Source organism: Ramlibacter sp. (assembly GCF_013697775.1).
GTDB lineage: Bacteria > Pseudomonadota > Gammaproteobacteria > Burkholderiales > Burkholderiaceae_C > Ramlibacter.
In genome coordinates this window covers 1-13,753 of record NZ_JACCWG010000297.1, presented here as the reverse complement: position 1 = coordinate 13,753, position 13,753 = coordinate 1, and the positions used below count along the sequence as shown (strand labels likewise).

Sequence of the window (13,753 nt, the reverse complement as noted above, 5' to 3'; positions counted from 1 at the left end):
GGACAAGCTGCGCCATGTGCAGGCGGCGCAGCGCGGCGGCCGCCGCGTGGCGATGGTCGGCGACGGCATGAACGACGGCCCGGTGCTGGCGCGCGCCGACGTGTCGGTGGCGGTCGGCCAGGCGGTGCCGGTGGCGCAGGCGCGCTGCGACTTCATCGTGCTGGGCGGCCAGCTGGACCGCGTGCCGCTGCTGCTGGCGCAGGCGCGCCGCACCGCGCGCGTGGTGCGCCAGAACCTGGCCTGGGCCGCCGGCTACAACGCCGTCTGCGTCCCGCTCGCCCTGGCGGGCTACATGCCGCCCTGGCTGGCCGGGCTGGGCATGGCCGCGAGCTCGCTGGTGGTCATCTTCAACGCCGCGCGGCTGGCGCGCATTCCGGCAATGCCATGGACATCCTCTTCATCCTGATCCCGTTGTCCGTCGCCCTCGCACTCATCGTGCTGGGCGCGCTCGGCTGGGCGGTGTGGCGCGGGCAATTCGATTCCGTGGACGCCGAGGGCGAACGCATTCTTCGCTCCGATTGACCTGCGTCAAGGCCGCCGTGGGACCCGGCCCGGACACTGGAAGGGTCGCAAAAGAAGGTCCCTCCATGAACGTCCAAGCCGCTCCCGCTGCCAACTACGACGACACCGTCGTGCGGCAGTTCTCCCTTGCGGCCGTCGTCTGGGGTGTGGTGGGCATGTCGGTCGGCGTGCTCATCGCGGCCCAGCTCGCGTGGCCCGAGCTGAACATGGGCATTCCGTGGCTCAGCTACGGGCGGCTGCGGCCGCTGCACACCAACGCCGTCATCTTCGCGTTCGGCGGCTGCGCGCTGTTCGGCACCAGCTACTACGTGGTGCAGCGCACCTGCCACACCGGACTGTTCCTGCCGAAACTCGCCGCCTTCACCTTCTGGGGCTGGCAGGCGGTGATCGTCGCCGCGGCGTTCTCGCTGCCGATGGGCTACACCACCGGCAAGGAATACGCGGAACTGGAGTGGCCGATCGACATCCTGATCGCGCTGGTGTGGGTGTCCTACGCCGTCGTGTTCTTCGGCACCATCGGCATCCGCAAGGTCCGCCACATCTACGTGGCCAACTGGTTCTTCGGCGCCTTCATCCTGGCGGTGGCGGTGCTTCACATCGTCAACAGCGCGGAAATTCCGGCCGGCTGGATGAAGTCGTATTCGGCCTATGCCGGCGTGCAGGACGCGATGGTGCAGTGGTGGTACGGCCACAACGCGGTGGGCTTCTTCCTCACCGCCGGCTTCCTGGGGATGATGTATTACTTCATCCCCAAGCAGGCCGAGCGCCCGGTCTACAGCTACCGCCTGTCCATCGTCCACTTCTGGGCGCTGATCTTCACCTACATGTGGGCCGGCCCGCACCACCTGCACTACACGGCGCTGCCGGACTGGACGCAGTCGGTCGGCATGGTGTTTTCGCTGATCCTGCTGGCGCCCAGCTGGGGCGGCATGATCAACGGCGTGATGACGCTGTCGGGTGCCTGGCACAAGCTGCGCGACGACCCGGTGCTGCGCTTCCTGATCGTGTCGCTGTCGTTCTACGGCATGAGCACGTTCGAAGGTCCGATGATGTCCATCAAGACGGTCAACGCGCTGTCGCACTACACCGACTGGACCATCGGCCACGTGCACTCCGGCGCGCTCGGCTGGGTCGGCCTGGTGACCATGGGCTCGCTGTACTTCCTGATCCCGCGCCTGTTCGGCCAGAAGAGGATGCACTCGGTGCCGGCCATCGAGCTGCACTTCTGGCTGGCCACGCTGGGCATCGTGCTGTACATCGCCGCCATGTGGATCGCCGGCGTGATGCAGGGCCTGATGTGGCGCGCCATCAACGCCGACGGCACGCTCACCTACACCTTCGTCGAATCGGTGAAGGCCACTTATCCCTTCTACGTGATCCGCGTGATCGGCGGCGTGCTGTACCTCGGCGGCATGCTGGTCATGGCCTGGAACACCTGGATGACCGTGGCGCAGGGCCGCTCGGTGCGCATTGCCATCCCGATGCCGCAAGCCGCCTGAAGGACATCCCGTCATGAGCAACGAAGCAACATCCGCCGCCACCCCCGCCCGCTTCTCGCACGAGAAGATCGAAACCAGCAACTTCCTGATGATCGTGCTGATCCTGCTCGTGGTCGCCATCGGCGGCCTGGTGGAGATCGTGCCGCTGTTCTTCCAGAAGTCCACCACCGAGCCGGTGACGGGCGTGAAGCCCTACACCGCGCTGCAGCTGGCCGGGCGCGACATCTACATCCGCGAGGGCTGCTACAACTGCCACTCGCAGATGATCCGGCCGTTCCGCGCCGAGACGCTGCGCTACGGCCACTACTCGGTGGCCGGCGAATTCGTCTATGACCACCCGTTCCAGTGGGGCAGCAAGCGCACCGGCCCGGACCTGCACCGCGTGGGCGGCAAGTACAGCGACGAGTGGCACCGCATCCACCTGAACAACCCGCGCGACCTGGTGCCCGAATCGAACATGCCGGCCTACGTGTGGCTGGACAAGAGCCCGGCCGACGCGGCCAGCATCGGCACCCACATGAAGGCGCTGCGCACCGTGGGCGTGCCCTACACCGACGCCGAGATCGCCAAGGGGGCCGACGACCTGAAGAACAAGACCGAGATGGACGCGCTGGTGGCCTACCTGCAGTCCATGGGTCGCGCATTGAAATAGAAGAACAGCCATGGACGTCACCCTCCTGCGCGAGATCGCAACCATCGCCAGTTTTGTCACCTTCCTCGGCATCATCGCCTGGGCGTGGTCCCGCGGGAACCGGGCACGCTTCGACGAAGCCGCGCAGCTTCCGTTCACGCAAGACTAGGGCAGGACCATGAGCGACTTCACCGCGAATTTCTGGTCCGTCTACGTCGCCGGCATCACGCTGGCCGGCATCCTGGCCTGCCTGGTCCTGCTGTGGATCGCCGGGCGCAAGAAAGTGCCGCTCAATGCGGCCAACGACACCGGCCACGTCTGGGACGAGGACCTGACCGAGATGAACAACCCGCTGCCGATGTGGTGGGTCTGGATGTTCGTCCTCACCATCGTCTTCTCGCTGCTGTACCTGGTGGCGTATCCCGGCCTGGGCGCGTACGAAGGCCAGTTGAAATGGAGCACCCGCGCCGAATACGACGGCGAGATGGCCAAGGCGCAAAAGGAGCTGGAGCCGCTGTACGCGCAGTTCACCGCGCGCAAGGTGGAGGAAGTGGCCGGCGATGCGAACGCCATGGCCATCGGCGAGCGGCTGTTCATGAACAACTGCGCCCAGTGCCACGGCTCGGATGCGCGCGGCAGCAAGGGCTTTCCCAACCTCACCGACAAGGACTGGCTGCACGGCGGCGAGCCGGCGAAGATCGTGGAGACCATCACCAGGGGCCGCACCGGCCAGATGCCGCCCATGGCCGCCGCCGTCGGCAGCCCGGACGACGTGAAGAACGTCGCCAACTACGTGCTGTCGCTGTCCAGCGCGCCGCACGACTCGGTGCGCGCGCAGCTGGGCAAGAGCAAGTTCACCGCCTGCGCCGCCTGCCACGGCATCGACGGCAAGGGCAGCCCGGCTCTGGGCGCGCCCAACCTCACCGACGACATCTGGCTGCACGGCTGGGGCGAGCAGGCCATCGTCGCCATGGTCATGAACGGCAAGACCAGCCAGATGCCGGCGCAGGAGGGCAAGCTCACGGATGCGCAGATCCACGTGCTGGCGGCGTACGTCTGGGGCATGTCCAACAAGCCCGCGCCGGCAGCGGCGAAACCGTGACGGACCCGCGGTGAAGATCATCCCCATCGCCGCCGTGCCGCTGTACGACGAGGGCCGCTCGCTCTACGTCTCCGAAAAGAAGATCTATCCGCGTGCGGTCACCGGCATCTTCGCGAAGTGGCGCTGGGCTTTCGTGTGGCTCACGCAGCTGGTCTTCTACGGGCTGCCGTGGCTGCCCTGGGCCACCGAGAGCGCGGCGCGCCAGGCGGTGCTGTTCGACCTGGGCATGCGGCGCTTCTACATCTTCGGCTACGTCCTCTATCCGCAGGACTTCATCTACCTCACCGGCCTGCTGGTGATCAGCGCGCTGTCGCTGTTCCTGTTCACCGCCGTCGCCGGGCGCTTGTGGTGCGGCTTCGCCTGCCCGCAGACCGTCTACACAGAAATGTTCCTGTGGATCGAGCGCAAGGTGGAAGGCGAGCGGGGCGCGCGCATGAAGCTCGACGGCCAGCCGTTCTCGCTGGAGAAACTGGTCAAGAAGTGGTTCAAGCACGTCCTGTGGATCGGGCTGGCGATGTGGACCGGCTTCACCTTCGTCGGCTACTTCACGCCCATCCGCGAGCTGGGCCTGGAATTCCTGCAGACGCGCATGGGCTCGTGGGAAGTGTTCTGGGTGTTCTTCTATGGCCTGGCCACCTACGGCAACGCCGGCTTCATGCGCGAGCAGGTGTGCAAGTACATGTGCCCCTACGCGCGCTTCCAGAGCGCGATGTTCGACAAGGACACGCTGATCGTCAGCTACGACACGGCGCGCGGCGAGCCGCGCGGCTCGCGCGGGCGCCAGGTGGACTTCCAGGCGGCGGGGCTGGGCTCGTGCGTGGACTGCACACTGTGCGTGCAGGTGTGCCCCACCGGCATCGACATTCGCGAGGGCCTGCAGTACGAATGCATCGGCTGCGCCGCCTGCGTGGACGTGTGCGACGGCGTGATGGACAAGATGGGCTATCCGCGCGGGCTGATCCGCTTTACCACGCAGAACGCGGTCAAGCAGGGCTGGGGCGGGCGCGAGATCCTGCGCCACGTGCTGCGCCCGCGGGTGCTGGTCTACGCCGCCATCCTCGCGGTGCTGACCACCGGGGTGCTGGCCAGCCTGGCGCTGCGCATGCCGCTGAAGGTGGATGTGGTGCGCGACCGCGCGTCGCTGGCGCGCATCGTGGCCGGCGGCAGGCTGGAGAACGTGTACCGGCTGCAGATCATGAACGCCACCGAGCGGCCGCAGCGCTACCACCTGGCGGCCGACGGGCTGCCCGGCCTGGTGCTGGCGTCGGAGCCCGAGGTCGAGGTCGGCCCGGCCGAGTCGCGCTGGGTGGCGGTGCGGGTGCAGCTTCCCTACGACGGAGCAGTGCCGGGGTCGCACCCGATCCACTTCGCGATCGGCGCGATCGGCGCGGTCGGCGGCGACGCGCACGTGAGCGAAAAGTCCGTGTTCCTGGTGCCGCGCTGAATGGAGGCAATGGCCAAATGAAAGACGACGACAAGCTTGTGCCCAAGCCCTGGTGGAAGCACGGCCATGTGTGGCTGGTGATCGCCGGGCCGGCCGTGGTGGTGGTGGCCTCCTGCGTGACCGCGTGGATCGCGGCGAGCGGCCAGGACACGCTGGTGGCCGAGGACTACTACCGGCGCGGCATGGAGATCAACAGGCAGCTGGCGCGCGAACGCGCGCTGCTGCCGGCGCTGCAGGGCCGCAACCATGCGGCAACGCCCTCGCGGCCGTAAACGAAGGGAAGCGACAGCATGTGGACACAGCGAATCATGGGGGTGGCGTGGCCGGCGTTCCTCGCCGCGTGCCTCCTGGAACTGGCGGTGTTCGCGCTGGTCGACCCGCTGGAGTTGCACTCGGCGGCCCAGGCCGTCGGCGGCTCGCGCCAGGGCATCTACACGGCCGCGTTCTTCGTCTTCTGGCTGATCGGCACGGCAGCTTGCCTGCTGACCACGGTGCTGCGCATATCGCCGGCCGAACTCAACAAGTGAGCGCGGCGGGATTTCTTCCCAGGCGCGGCCGTGCGCGCCGCGTCCTACACCTGCATCAGCGCGCCGCGCCGCGCCGCGTGGGCCGCGCGCCGACAGATCACCTTGCAGGCGGGTTCTAAGGTCCATGGCAACGCTGTGCTTGCGTGCGCGCGATGGTCGTGCGCAACGGTGCGCGGCATGCACGACAGGAGCTCCCCATGGCCGTTCTGGACAATGAATCCCTCATCCTTCTCGTGGGGCTCGCCGTCGCGGCGCTGTTCATCGGCGCCTGGCTCTTCAACCGAAAACGGCAGAGCGAGGGGCTGGAAAAACGCTTTGGCCCCGAATACAACCGGGCCGTGGAAGAGATGGGCAGCAAGCCGAAGGCCGAAGCCGAGCTGCTCGCGCGCCAAAAGCGCGTGGAGCAACTGGACATCGTGCCGCTGCCGGCGCAAGAAGCGGCACGCTTCATCCAGTCCTGGACCTCGATCCAGTCGCGCTTCATCGACAACCCCAAAGGTGTGCTGGCCGAGGCCGACATGCTGGTGCGCGAGCTGATGCTGCGCCGCGGCTACCCGATGGGAGACTTCGAGCGCCGCGCGGCCGACATTTCGGTGCGCCATCCGGCCGTGGTGGACCACTACCGCGCCGCCCACGCCATCGCCCAGAGCGACGCGCGCGGCGAGGCCGACACCGAGCAGATGCGCCAAGCCGTGGTGCACTACAGGGCGCTCTTCGCCGAGCTGCTGGAAGTCGAGCAACCCCAAGGCGCCGCGCGCCACGAACCCCATGTGGAGACACACTGATGAGCCGCGAACTGGAAGACCGCCCGCTGTCCACCGCCGACCTGGCGGGTTTGAACACGCAGCCGCGCGACGACCGGCAGCCCGCCATGCAGGAGATGGTGCCGGCAGGCCATCCCCACACCGGCAGCCCCGAGCCGCTGACCGCGCTGTTCCCGACCGAGCTGGCCCAGGAGTTCCGCGCCCGCTGGGATGCCGTGCAGATCGGCTTCGTGGACGATCCGCAACGCGCCGTGCAGCAGGCCGACGAGCTGGTGGCCCAGGTGATGAAAAGCCTGGCCCAGAGCTTCGCGCAGCAGCGCTCGGAAATTGAAGCCGGCGTGCGCGACGCCGGCCATGCGGCCACCGAGAACCAGCGCATCGCGCTGCAACGCTACCGTTCCTTCTTCCAGCGCCTGCTGACGCTGTGAGCCGTTGAGCGAGGCTCCTGTATGCTGGCCTTCCCCAAGCCCAGCCCCAGGAGCCTTTCACCGTGTTGACGCTCTACTACGCACCCGGAACCTGCGCCCTCGCGGCCCACCTCGCGCTCGCGCACAGCGGCGCCGACTACACGCTGGTGAGGCTGGATTTCTCGCGCGACGAGCAGCGCTCGCCTGCCTACTTGCAGGTCAATCCGAAGGGCCGGGTGCCGGCGCTGGCCACCGACCGCGGCGTGCTCACCGAAACCCCCGCGCTGCTGCACTACATCGCGCAGAGCTTTCCGCAGGCGCGGCTCGCACCGCTGGACGATGCGTTCGCCATGGCGCAGGTGCACGAATTCAACAGTTACCTGTGCGCCACCGTGCACGTGGCGCATGCCCACGGCCGGCGCGGCTACCGCTGGGTGGATGCCGATGACGCGCATTCGCTGGCGGCCATGAAGAAGAAGCTGCCGCAGGCCGTGGGCGACGCCTTCGCGCTGATCGAAGAACAGCTGCTGCGCGGCCCCTGGGTGCTGGGCGAGCAGCTGACGGTGTGCGACTACTACCTGTTCACCATCTCCAAGTGGCTGGAAGGCGACGCCGTGGACGTGTCGCGCCTGCCGCGCGTGCTGGAGCACCGCGCGCGCATGCTCGCCGAGCCGCTGGTGCAGCGCGTGCTGGAAGCCGAGCGCGGCCCGGCGACTTGAACCGGCAGGGTCGGCGAACCTGCGCCGGCCCGCGTCGCCCAAGTCCTACATCGGGGCGGGGGAGCGCATGCCTATGCTCTTCGCCATGGATGTGCGGATATTCCTTGTAGAGGACGTGCGGCAGATGCGTGCCGTGCTGACACAACTGCTCGAGTCGCTGCCGGGCTTCCGGATCATCGGCGGGGCGACCACCGAGGCCGAGGCCAACCTGTGGCTGGATGAGCACCCGGCGGCTGGGACCTGGCCGTGGTGGACCTCGTGCTGCAGCAGGGCTCGGGCATGGGCGTGGTGGCGCGCTGCGATGCGCAGCCCACGCGCGGCAAGGTGGTGGTGTTCAGCGCTTACGCTTCGCCCGCGGTGTACAAGCGTTGCCTGGAGCTGGGTGCGGATGCGGTCATCCAGAAAAGCGACACCGCCGCGCTGATGGCCTTTTGCCGTGCCATGTCTGACCAGGAGAACTCCGGCCCTTAGCGCCGCGCGGCCGCAGGCGCCAGGCCTGCCTCATGCTGCGGGCTATCATCGGCGGCGCTGCCTGCGGCAGCGACACAGACCAGGGGTTGCGCTTGCCTGCTTCCATTCCCAACGCCATCGCGGCGGTCCGCCTGGCCGGACTGCTGGATTCGGCCATGGACGCGATCATCTCCGTGGACGCCGGGCAGAACATCGTGCTGTACAACCGCGCGGCCGAGAAGATCTTCGGCTACCCGGCCGCCGAGATGCGCGGCCAGCCCTTGCAGCGGCTGCTGCCCGAGCGCTACCAGGCCGGCCACGCCGAGCACGTGCGGCGCTTCGGCGCCACCGGCGTGACCTCGCGCCGCATGGGCGACGGCACCGTGCTGTACGGCCTGCGCGCCAACGGCCAGGAATTCCCCATCGAGGCCTCGATCTCGCAGCTGGACACGCCCGAGGGCAAGCTCTACACCGTGATCCTGCGCGACGTGACCGAGCGGGTGCGCGCGCAGGAGGAGCTGGCGTCGTTCGCGGCGGAAGCCGGCGGCGTGCGCGAGCAGGAGAAGTCGCGCATCGCGCGCGAGCTGCACGACGAACTGGCGCAGCAGCTCACCGCGCTCAAGATGGACACCATGTGGCTGCGCGGCAACCTCGGCCAGCGCGAGCAGGCACTGGCCAGGCTGGAAGGCATGCTGGCCATGCTGGACGCCAGCGTGGCCGCCACGCGGCGCATCGCGGCCGACCTGCGCCCGCTGGTGCTGGACGACCTGGGGCTCGGTGCCGCCGTCGAGTGGCTGGCGCAGAACTTCACTCAGCGCCACGGCATTCCCTGCGACCTGGACGTCAACGAGGACCTGGAACTGCGCGAACCCTATGCCACGGCGGTGTTTCGCATCGTGCAGGAATCGCTCGCCAACGTCGCCAAGCACGCGCATGCCCGGCGCGCGCGCGTGCGGGTGGCACGCATGGGAGACGAGATGGTGGTGAGCGTGCAGGACGACGGCGTGGGCTTTCGCCTGGACGATCCGCGCAAGCCGCAGTCGCTGGGCCTGGTCGGCCTGCGCGAGCGCGCGCACCTGCTCAAGGGCACGGTCGGCGTGGACAGCCGGCCCGGCCAGGGCACGCGCATCGAGGCGCGCATTCCGGTGCGCGACGAGGAGGACGGCGCATGATCCGCATCGTCATCGCCGACGATCACGCCATCGTGCGCGAGGGCTTGAAGCGCATCGTCGGCGAGGTCGAAGGCCTGGAGATGGTGGGCGAGGCGGCCGACGGCACGGAGGTGATGCGCGTGGTGCGCGAGCGCGACTTCGACGTGCTGGTGATGGACCTGTCGATGCCGGGGCGCAGCGGCATGGAGCTCATCAAGCTGGTGAAGGCGGAAAAACCCAGGCTGCGCATCCTGGTGCTGTCCATGCACCAGGAAATGCAGTACGCGGTGCGCTCGATCAAGTCGGGCGCGAGCGGCTACCTCACCAAGGAAAGCGCGCCGGCGCAGCTGGAGCAGGCGATCCGCAAGATCGCCGCGGGCGGCGCCTACATCAGCGCCGAAGTGGCCGAACAGCTGGCGCTGGGCGCCATGCCGGGCGGGCAGGCCAGCGCGCCGCACGAGGCGCTCTCGGACCGCGAGTTCCAGGTGTTCAAGCTGCTGGTGGACGGCGTCTCGGTCACCGACATCGGCACCCGCCTGCACCTCTCGGTGAAAACCGTGAGCACGCACAAGTCCAACCTGATGCACAAGCTGGGCTTGAACAACCAGAGCGAGCTGGTGCGCTACGCCATCAAGCACGGGCTGGGCGGCGACGCGCCCTAGGAATCTTCCTAGCGCGATCCGGAACATGCCGAGCCCGCGACTCAGCGTGCGCCGATGCCGCGGCCGGCCCGAAGGGCGGACAGTACGGGCATGCAATCACGCACCGTCCCCGTCAAGGTGTTCCTCGCCGACGACTCGGCCCCGATCCGCCAGCGCGTCGGCGAGATGCTGGCGGCCCGGGCCATGGCCGTGGTGGGGCAGGCCCAGACGCCGCAGGCCTGCATCCGGGGCATCCTGAATTCGCAACCCGACGTGGTCGTGCTGGACGTCCAGCTCGAAGGCGGCAGCGGCCTGCAGGTGCTCAAGGCCGTGCGCCTGGCCGACCCGCGCATCGCCTTCATCGTGTTCAGCAACAACTGCGGCCCCGCCTACCGCAAGCGCTACCTGGCCGAGGGTGCCGCGCGTTTTCTGGACAAGAGCTCCGAATTCGACCAGCTCGCGCAAGCCGTCCGCGCGGCCTGCGCGCCCGTCCCGTACTGAACGACCAAAGCAAGAGAGCCCCGCCATGCACACCGCCACCGAAGCCGCCGCCGCCCCGATCCAGATGCTGCGCCGCCACGCGGACACCGCCATGGTGGACACGGCTGCCCCCGCGCTCAAGCCGCAGTGCTCCACCTGCCACTTGAAGGACCTGTGCCTGCCCTGCGGCCTGGACTGCGACGACGTGCAGCAGCTGGACGGCCTGCAGTTCGGCCGCCGCAGGATCAAGCCGGGCCAGCCGCTGTACCGCGAGGGCGAGAAGTTCCAGTTCATCTACGCCGTACGCACCGGCACCTTCAAGTCCAGCGTCACCTTGAAGGACGGCCGCGAGCAGGTCACCGGCTTCCACATGGCCGGTGAGCTGATAGGCCTGGACGGCGTGGCGCAAGGCACGCACGCCAGCACCGCCAGCGCGCTGGAAGACGCCGAGATCTGCGCCATCCCCTACGAGCACCTGAACGCGCTGGCGGCGGGCAACAGCAACATGCAGCACATCGTCAGCCGGCTGATGAGCCGCGAGATCGTGCGCGAGCACAGCCTGATGCTGCTGCTGGGCTCGATGAACGCGGAAGAGCGCCTGGCGGCCTTCCTGCTAAACCTGTCGCAGCGGCTGAAGGCGCGCGGCTACTCGCCCAGCGAGTTCCACCTGCGGATGTCGCGCGCGGAGATCGGCAGCTACCTGGGCATGAAGCTGGAGACGGTGAGCCGCACCTTCTCGGCGTTCCAGCAGCAGCGCCTGCTGGAAGTCGACAAGAAGCACATCCGCATCATCGACCTGGGTGGATTGAAGCGCGCGTTCGAGATGCGCGTGCAGTGATCGCGTGAGCCTGCGTTGCCCGCAAGCGGGCTACCAGCGCCAGCGCGGGCGCTTGGCGGCCGGCTGGTGGGCTTCGGGCTCCAGTGGCGCCGGCTTGCTGTTCGCCGCCTCGTCGAGGTAGGGCACGATGCTGGAAGCGCCCTTGCCGGAACGGTGCCCGGCCGCCGGCAGCTTGCCCGAGGGTTGCTGCGGATTGCGGTCGGAGGGGGAAGACTTCTTCATCGCGTGTGCCTGTGGGATTCATCCTACGCACCACGTGCGACAAGATGCAGGCAAGTGGTAACGCGATGCGTCTTTTCCCCGATGCTCAGCTACGAATTCTTACGCAATCGATCAAGCGCGCGCGGGCGCCGCCGCTTTCAAGGCGGCCGCTGCCGCGGCAGCGCGCGAGCCCAGCGCATTGGCCCCGATCACCACCGCGAGGCCGGCGAAGATCAGCGCCAGCGGCGCGATCTGCTTGCTGTCGGTGTCGTGGAACCACAGCCACGAAGAGACCAGGCCCACCACCGGGATCAGCAGCGAGAACGGCGCCACCTGGATCGCCGCGTGCTTCTTCAGCAGGCCGTTCCAGAACACCGACACGCCGAAGGTGACGACCAGGCCCAGGAAGATCACCGAGCCGGCCAGCTGCAGCAGCTGGCTGGTGTCCAGGTGCACTTTGTCGAACTCGCCGAAGCCCCAGGACATCAGCCACAGGATGGGGATGTTCGGCAGCGCCCCCCAGGCCACCAGCGAGGTGAAGTCGGTGATCTTGGAGGTCTTCACGATCAGGTTCACCGCGGCCCAGCAGCAGCTGGCCGTGAAGGTGATGATCAGCCCGATGACCGACACCGAGAAATAGGTGTTGAAGAACAGCAGCAGCGCCACGCCGGCGAAGCCCAGGATGCTGCCGATCACCTGCGGCACGCCGACCTTCTCGTGCAGCCAGGCATAGGCCAGGCCGATGGTGATGAACACCTGCACCTGCATGATCACCGCGGCGATGCCGGCCGACAGGCCGTAGTAGATGCCCAGCGTGGACAGCAGGTACTGGCCGCAGCCGAAGCACAGGGAGTAGACGAGAAAGCGCTTCCAGCCCATGTTGGGGAAGGCCGTGAAGGCCACCGGGATCGCGATGACGGCGAAGCGGCAGGCGGTGAGGAAGATGCCCGGCACGAAGCCCGACATGTGCTTGATGACGGGGAACGTCAGCCCCCACAGCACCACGCACGCAATGGCGACCAGATAGTCCTTGAGTTTCACGCGGCCCTCCCAGGGTGCTTTTGCGGCGGATTCTATACGCCGCCCCAAGGGCCGCCGCGCGTCAGCCGGCCGTGCAGCAGGCGGTACCATGGTCGCACAGTCGAGCCGGCGCCACCTCATGCGCTGCCGTGCGGAACCTTCCCCCGGTCGCTCCATCGAAAGGTCTATGCTGAAAAAGGTTCTCTACCGTATGTCCTGGCGCCGCCTGGTGCTGTCCGCTGTGCTCGGCAGCGCGGCCGTGGCGGCCTCCGCGGGCCCTTCCATCGGTCCCGGCGCGCTGCGCCAGCGCCATGCCACCCTGGCCCCGCAACTGGCCGCCAATCCGCTGGGCTTGCCGCTGCAGATGCAGTCCTCGGAGGCCGGCAACCGGCTCGAAGGCGACGTCTACGCGGTGCTGGAGCACCCGTTCGCCGACGTGAGCGCCGCGCTGGGCGACCCGGCGCGCTGGTGCGACGTGCTCATCCTGCACCTGAACACCAAGCAGTGCAGCCGCGTGACCGACGGCGGGCGCAACCGCATCGACGTGCGGGTGGGCAAAAAGGTGGAGCAGTCGCCGCAGAACGCCACCCTGCTGTCCTTCGCGTGGCAGCCTCCGACGGTGCGGCAGGACTACCTGGACGTGGAGATGCGCGCGCCCGACGGCCCGTACGACACGCGCGACTACCAGCTGATGGCCGAGGCCGTTCCGCTGGAGGGCGGGCGCACCTTCCTGCACATGGGCTATTCGTTTGCCTACGGCGGCGCCAGCAACATGGCGATGCAGGTCTACCTGGCCACCGTGGGCCGCGACAAGGTGGGTTTCACCGTGGCGCAGCCAGCGCGCGGCAGCCAGCAGGCCGAATACGTGGGCGGCATGCGCGGCGTGGTGGAGCGCAACACCATGCGCTACTACCTGGCCATCCAGGCCTACATGGGTTCGCTGTCGGCCCCGCCCGCGCAGCAGCTGGACAAGCGCCTGCAGGCCTGGTTCGACGCCACCGAGAAATACCCGCGCCAGCTGCGCGAGGTGGACCGCGACGCCTACCTGCGCATGAAGCGCAGCGAATACCAGCGCCAGCGCCTGCTCGCGAGCTGACGACCGGCCGCGGGCGCCGGCGTGGATTCGTCGCTTGGCGGCGGGTCAGCGTGCTCAGCCGACGAGAAGCCGCGCCACCGTCGCCAGCAGGTCGTCGGGATGCAGCATGGCGTCGCGCACCGCCCGGGCGGTGTCGTACTGGTGCAGGGCGGAGCGCAGCCGCGGCTCGGCCACGAGCGCGTCCCACACGGGCGCCAGGCCGGTGTGCGGCGCTTCTTCGCCGCGCTGCAGCCGGTGCGCCAGGGCCAGGCTGGCGGGCTC

20 protein-coding genes and 1 pseudogene are annotated in these 13,753 nt (G+C 68.3%); 18 read left to right on the top strand and 3 right to left on the bottom strand.

Annotated elements, in window-relative coordinates; genetic code table 11:
• The 17 genes from H0U68_RS15025 to fnr form a co-directional block, all read left to right on the top strand.
• The coding region (locus H0U68_RS15025; RefSeq protein WP_296356960.1) for an HAD-IC family P-type ATPase at positions 1-406 on the top strand (406 nt) is incomplete at its 5' end.
• Positions 385-522 carry a cbb3-type cytochrome oxidase assembly protein CcoS gene (ccoS, locus tag H0U68_RS15020; protein ID WP_296356958.1) on the top strand — a complete coding sequence of 46 codons (138 nt, stop codon included), beginning with the start codon at positions 385-387 and terminating at the stop codon, positions 520-522. The genes H0U68_RS15025 and ccoS, both read left to right, overlap by 22 nt.
• A 65-nt stretch (positions 523-587) precedes the next feature.
• Positions 588-2,021, top strand: a complete 1,434-nt coding sequence (gene ccoN / locus H0U68_RS15015) for a cytochrome-c oxidase, cbb3-type subunit I (protein ID WP_296356956.1) — start codon at positions 588-590, stop codon at positions 2,019-2,021.
• Positions 2,022-2,034: 13 nt separating this feature from the next.
• Positions 2,035-2,673, top strand: coding sequence for a cytochrome-c oxidase, cbb3-type subunit II (ccoO, locus tag H0U68_RS15010; protein WP_296356953.1), 639 nt, complete (start codon positions 2,035-2,037; stop codon positions 2,671-2,673).
• Positions 2,674-2,683: 10 nt separating this feature from the next.
• The gene (locus tag H0U68_RS15005) at positions 2,684-2,821 is read left to right on the top strand and encodes a cbb3-type cytochrome c oxidase subunit 3 (RefSeq protein WP_296356951.1); all 138 of its coding nucleotides are present in this window, start codon (positions 2,684-2,686) and stop codon (positions 2,819-2,821) included.
• A 9-nt stretch (positions 2,822-2,830) separates the two neighbouring features.
• A complete protein-coding gene (ccoP, locus tag H0U68_RS15000) occupies positions 2,831-3,754 on the top strand; it encodes a cytochrome-c oxidase, cbb3-type subunit III (protein ID WP_296356949.1) in 924 nt (307 codons plus the stop codon).
• A gap of 10 nt (positions 3,755-3,764) precedes the next feature.
• Complete coding sequence (gene ccoG / locus H0U68_RS14995) at positions 3,765-5,198, top strand: cytochrome c oxidase accessory protein CcoG (RefSeq protein WP_296356947.1); 1,434 nt, start codon at positions 3,765-3,767, stop codon at positions 5,196-5,198.
• A gap of 17 nt (positions 5,199-5,215) precedes the next feature.
• On the top strand, positions 5,216-5,470 hold the full coding sequence (locus tag H0U68_RS14990; RefSeq protein ID WP_296356945.1) for a FixH family protein: 255 nt from the start codon (positions 5,216-5,218) through the stop codon (positions 5,468-5,470).
• A gap of 18 nt (positions 5,471-5,488) precedes the next feature.
• A complete protein-coding gene (locus H0U68_RS14985) occupies positions 5,489-5,725 on the top strand; it encodes a hypothetical protein (protein ID WP_296356943.1) in 237 nt (78 codons plus the stop codon).
• Between the two features lie 197 nt (positions 5,726-5,922).
• Positions 5,923-6,510, top strand: coding sequence for a hypothetical protein (locus tag H0U68_RS14980; protein ID WP_296356941.1), 588 nt, complete (start codon positions 5,923-5,925; stop codon positions 6,508-6,510).
• Positions 6,510-6,917 carry a hypothetical protein gene (locus H0U68_RS14975; protein WP_296356940.1) on the top strand — a complete coding sequence of 136 codons (408 nt, stop codon included), beginning with the start codon at positions 6,510-6,512 and terminating at the stop codon, positions 6,915-6,917. Before H0U68_RS14980 ends, H0U68_RS14975 begins: the two co-directional genes overlap by 1 nt.
• Positions 6,918-6,979: 62 nt before the next feature.
• Positions 6,980-7,615: a glutathione S-transferase family protein gene (locus H0U68_RS14970; protein WP_296356938.1), complete on the top strand. Its 636-nt coding sequence runs from the start codon at positions 6,980-6,982 to the stop codon at positions 7,613-7,615.
• Positions 7,616-7,861: 246 nt separating this feature from the next.
• Positions 7,862-8,086 (top strand): hypothetical protein, encoded by a 225-nt coding sequence (locus H0U68_RS14965; protein WP_296356936.1) that lies wholly within the window; start codon positions 7,862-7,864, stop codon positions 8,084-8,086.
• 92 nt (positions 8,087-8,178) lie between these two features.
• On the top strand, positions 8,179-9,237 hold the full coding sequence (locus H0U68_RS14960; protein WP_296356935.1) for a PAS domain-containing sensor histidine kinase: 1,059 nt from the start codon (positions 8,179-8,181) through the stop codon (positions 9,235-9,237).
• Positions 9,234-9,878, top strand: coding sequence for a response regulator transcription factor (locus tag H0U68_RS14955; protein WP_296356933.1), 645 nt, complete (start codon positions 9,234-9,236; stop codon positions 9,876-9,878). Before H0U68_RS14960 ends, H0U68_RS14955 begins: the two co-directional genes overlap by 4 nt.
• Positions 9,879-9,968: 90 nt before the next feature.
• Entirely contained in the window at positions 9,969-10,358 is a 390-nt protein-coding gene (locus H0U68_RS14950; RefSeq protein ID WP_296356931.1) for a response regulator, read from the top strand.
• 91 nt (positions 10,359-10,449) lie between these two features.
• Positions 10,450-11,175: a fumarate/nitrate reduction transcriptional regulator Fnr gene (fnr, locus tag H0U68_RS14945; RefSeq protein ID WP_296356961.1), complete on the top strand. Its 726-nt coding sequence runs from the start codon at positions 10,450-10,452 to the stop codon at positions 11,173-11,175.
• 30 nt (positions 11,176-11,205) lie between these two features.
• On the opposite strand, the gene H0U68_RS14940 is transcribed toward fnr, so the two are convergent.
• A complete protein-coding gene (locus H0U68_RS14940) occupies positions 11,206-11,397 on the bottom strand; it encodes a hypothetical protein (protein WP_296356929.1) in 192 nt (63 codons plus the stop codon).
• A gap of 111 nt (positions 11,398-11,508) precedes the next feature.
• Positions 11,509-12,417: an EamA family transporter gene (locus H0U68_RS14935; RefSeq protein WP_296356927.1), complete on the bottom strand. Its 909-nt coding sequence runs from the start codon at positions 12,415-12,417 to the stop codon at positions 11,509-11,511.
• Positions 12,418-12,607: 190 nt separating this feature from the next.
• Here H0U68_RS14935 and H0U68_RS14930 point away from each other — a divergent pair, with 190 nt between their 5' ends.
• Positions 12,608-13,492, top strand: coding sequence for a hypothetical protein (locus H0U68_RS14930; RefSeq protein WP_296356925.1), 885 nt, complete (start codon positions 12,608-12,610; stop codon positions 13,490-13,492).
• A gap of 54 nt (positions 13,493-13,546) precedes the next feature.
• Here the strand turns inward: H0U68_RS14930 and H0U68_RS14925 are convergent.
• Positions 13,547-13,753 (bottom strand): annotated as a pseudogene (locus H0U68_RS14925) (hypothetical protein); the annotation flags it as partial.

Coding starts and splice junctions, on each gene's coding strand:
- H0U68_RS14975 (WP_296356940.1), top strand. CDS start 6,510: ATGAGCCGCGAACTGGAAGACCGCCCGCTGTCCACCGCCGACCTGGCG.
- ccoP (WP_296356949.1), top strand. CDS start 2,831: ATGAGCGACTTCACCGCGAATTTCTGGTCCGTCTACGTCGCCGGCATC.
- H0U68_RS14950 (WP_296356931.1), top strand. CDS start 9,969: ATGCAATCACGCACCGTCCCCGTCAAGGTGTTCCTCGCCGACGACTCG.
- H0U68_RS15005 (WP_296356951.1), top strand. CDS start 2,684: ATGGACGTCACCCTCCTGCGCGAGATCGCAACCATCGCCAGTTTTGTC.
- H0U68_RS14985 (WP_296356943.1), top strand. CDS start 5,489: ATGTGGACACAGCGAATCATGGGGGTGGCGTGGCCGGCGTTCCTCGCC.
- H0U68_RS14955 (WP_296356933.1), top strand. CDS start 9,234: ATGATCCGCATCGTCATCGCCGACGATCACGCCATCGTGCGCGAGGGC.
- ccoS (WP_296356958.1), top strand. CDS start 385: ATGGACATCCTCTTCATCCTGATCCCGTTGTCCGTCGCCCTCGCACTC.
- ccoN (WP_296356956.1), top strand. CDS start 588: ATGAACGTCCAAGCCGCTCCCGCTGCCAACTACGACGACACCGTCGTG.
- H0U68_RS14930 (WP_296356925.1), top strand. CDS start 12,608: ATGTCCTGGCGCCGCCTGGTGCTGTCCGCTGTGCTCGGCAGCGCGGCC.
- H0U68_RS14990 (WP_296356945.1), top strand. CDS start 5,216: ATGAAAGACGACGACAAGCTTGTGCCCAAGCCCTGGTGGAAGCACGGC.
- ccoO (WP_296356953.1), top strand. CDS start 2,035: ATGAGCAACGAAGCAACATCCGCCGCCACCCCCGCCCGCTTCTCGCAC.
- H0U68_RS14980 (WP_296356941.1), top strand. CDS start 5,923: ATGGCCGTTCTGGACAATGAATCCCTCATCCTTCTCGTGGGGCTCGCC.
- H0U68_RS14940 (WP_296356929.1), bottom strand. CDS start 11,397: ATGAAGAAGTCTTCCCCCTCCGACCGCAATCCGCAGCAACCCTCGGGC.
- fnr (WP_296356961.1), top strand. CDS start 10,450: ATGGTGGACACGGCTGCCCCCGCGCTCAAGCCGCAGTGCTCCACCTGC.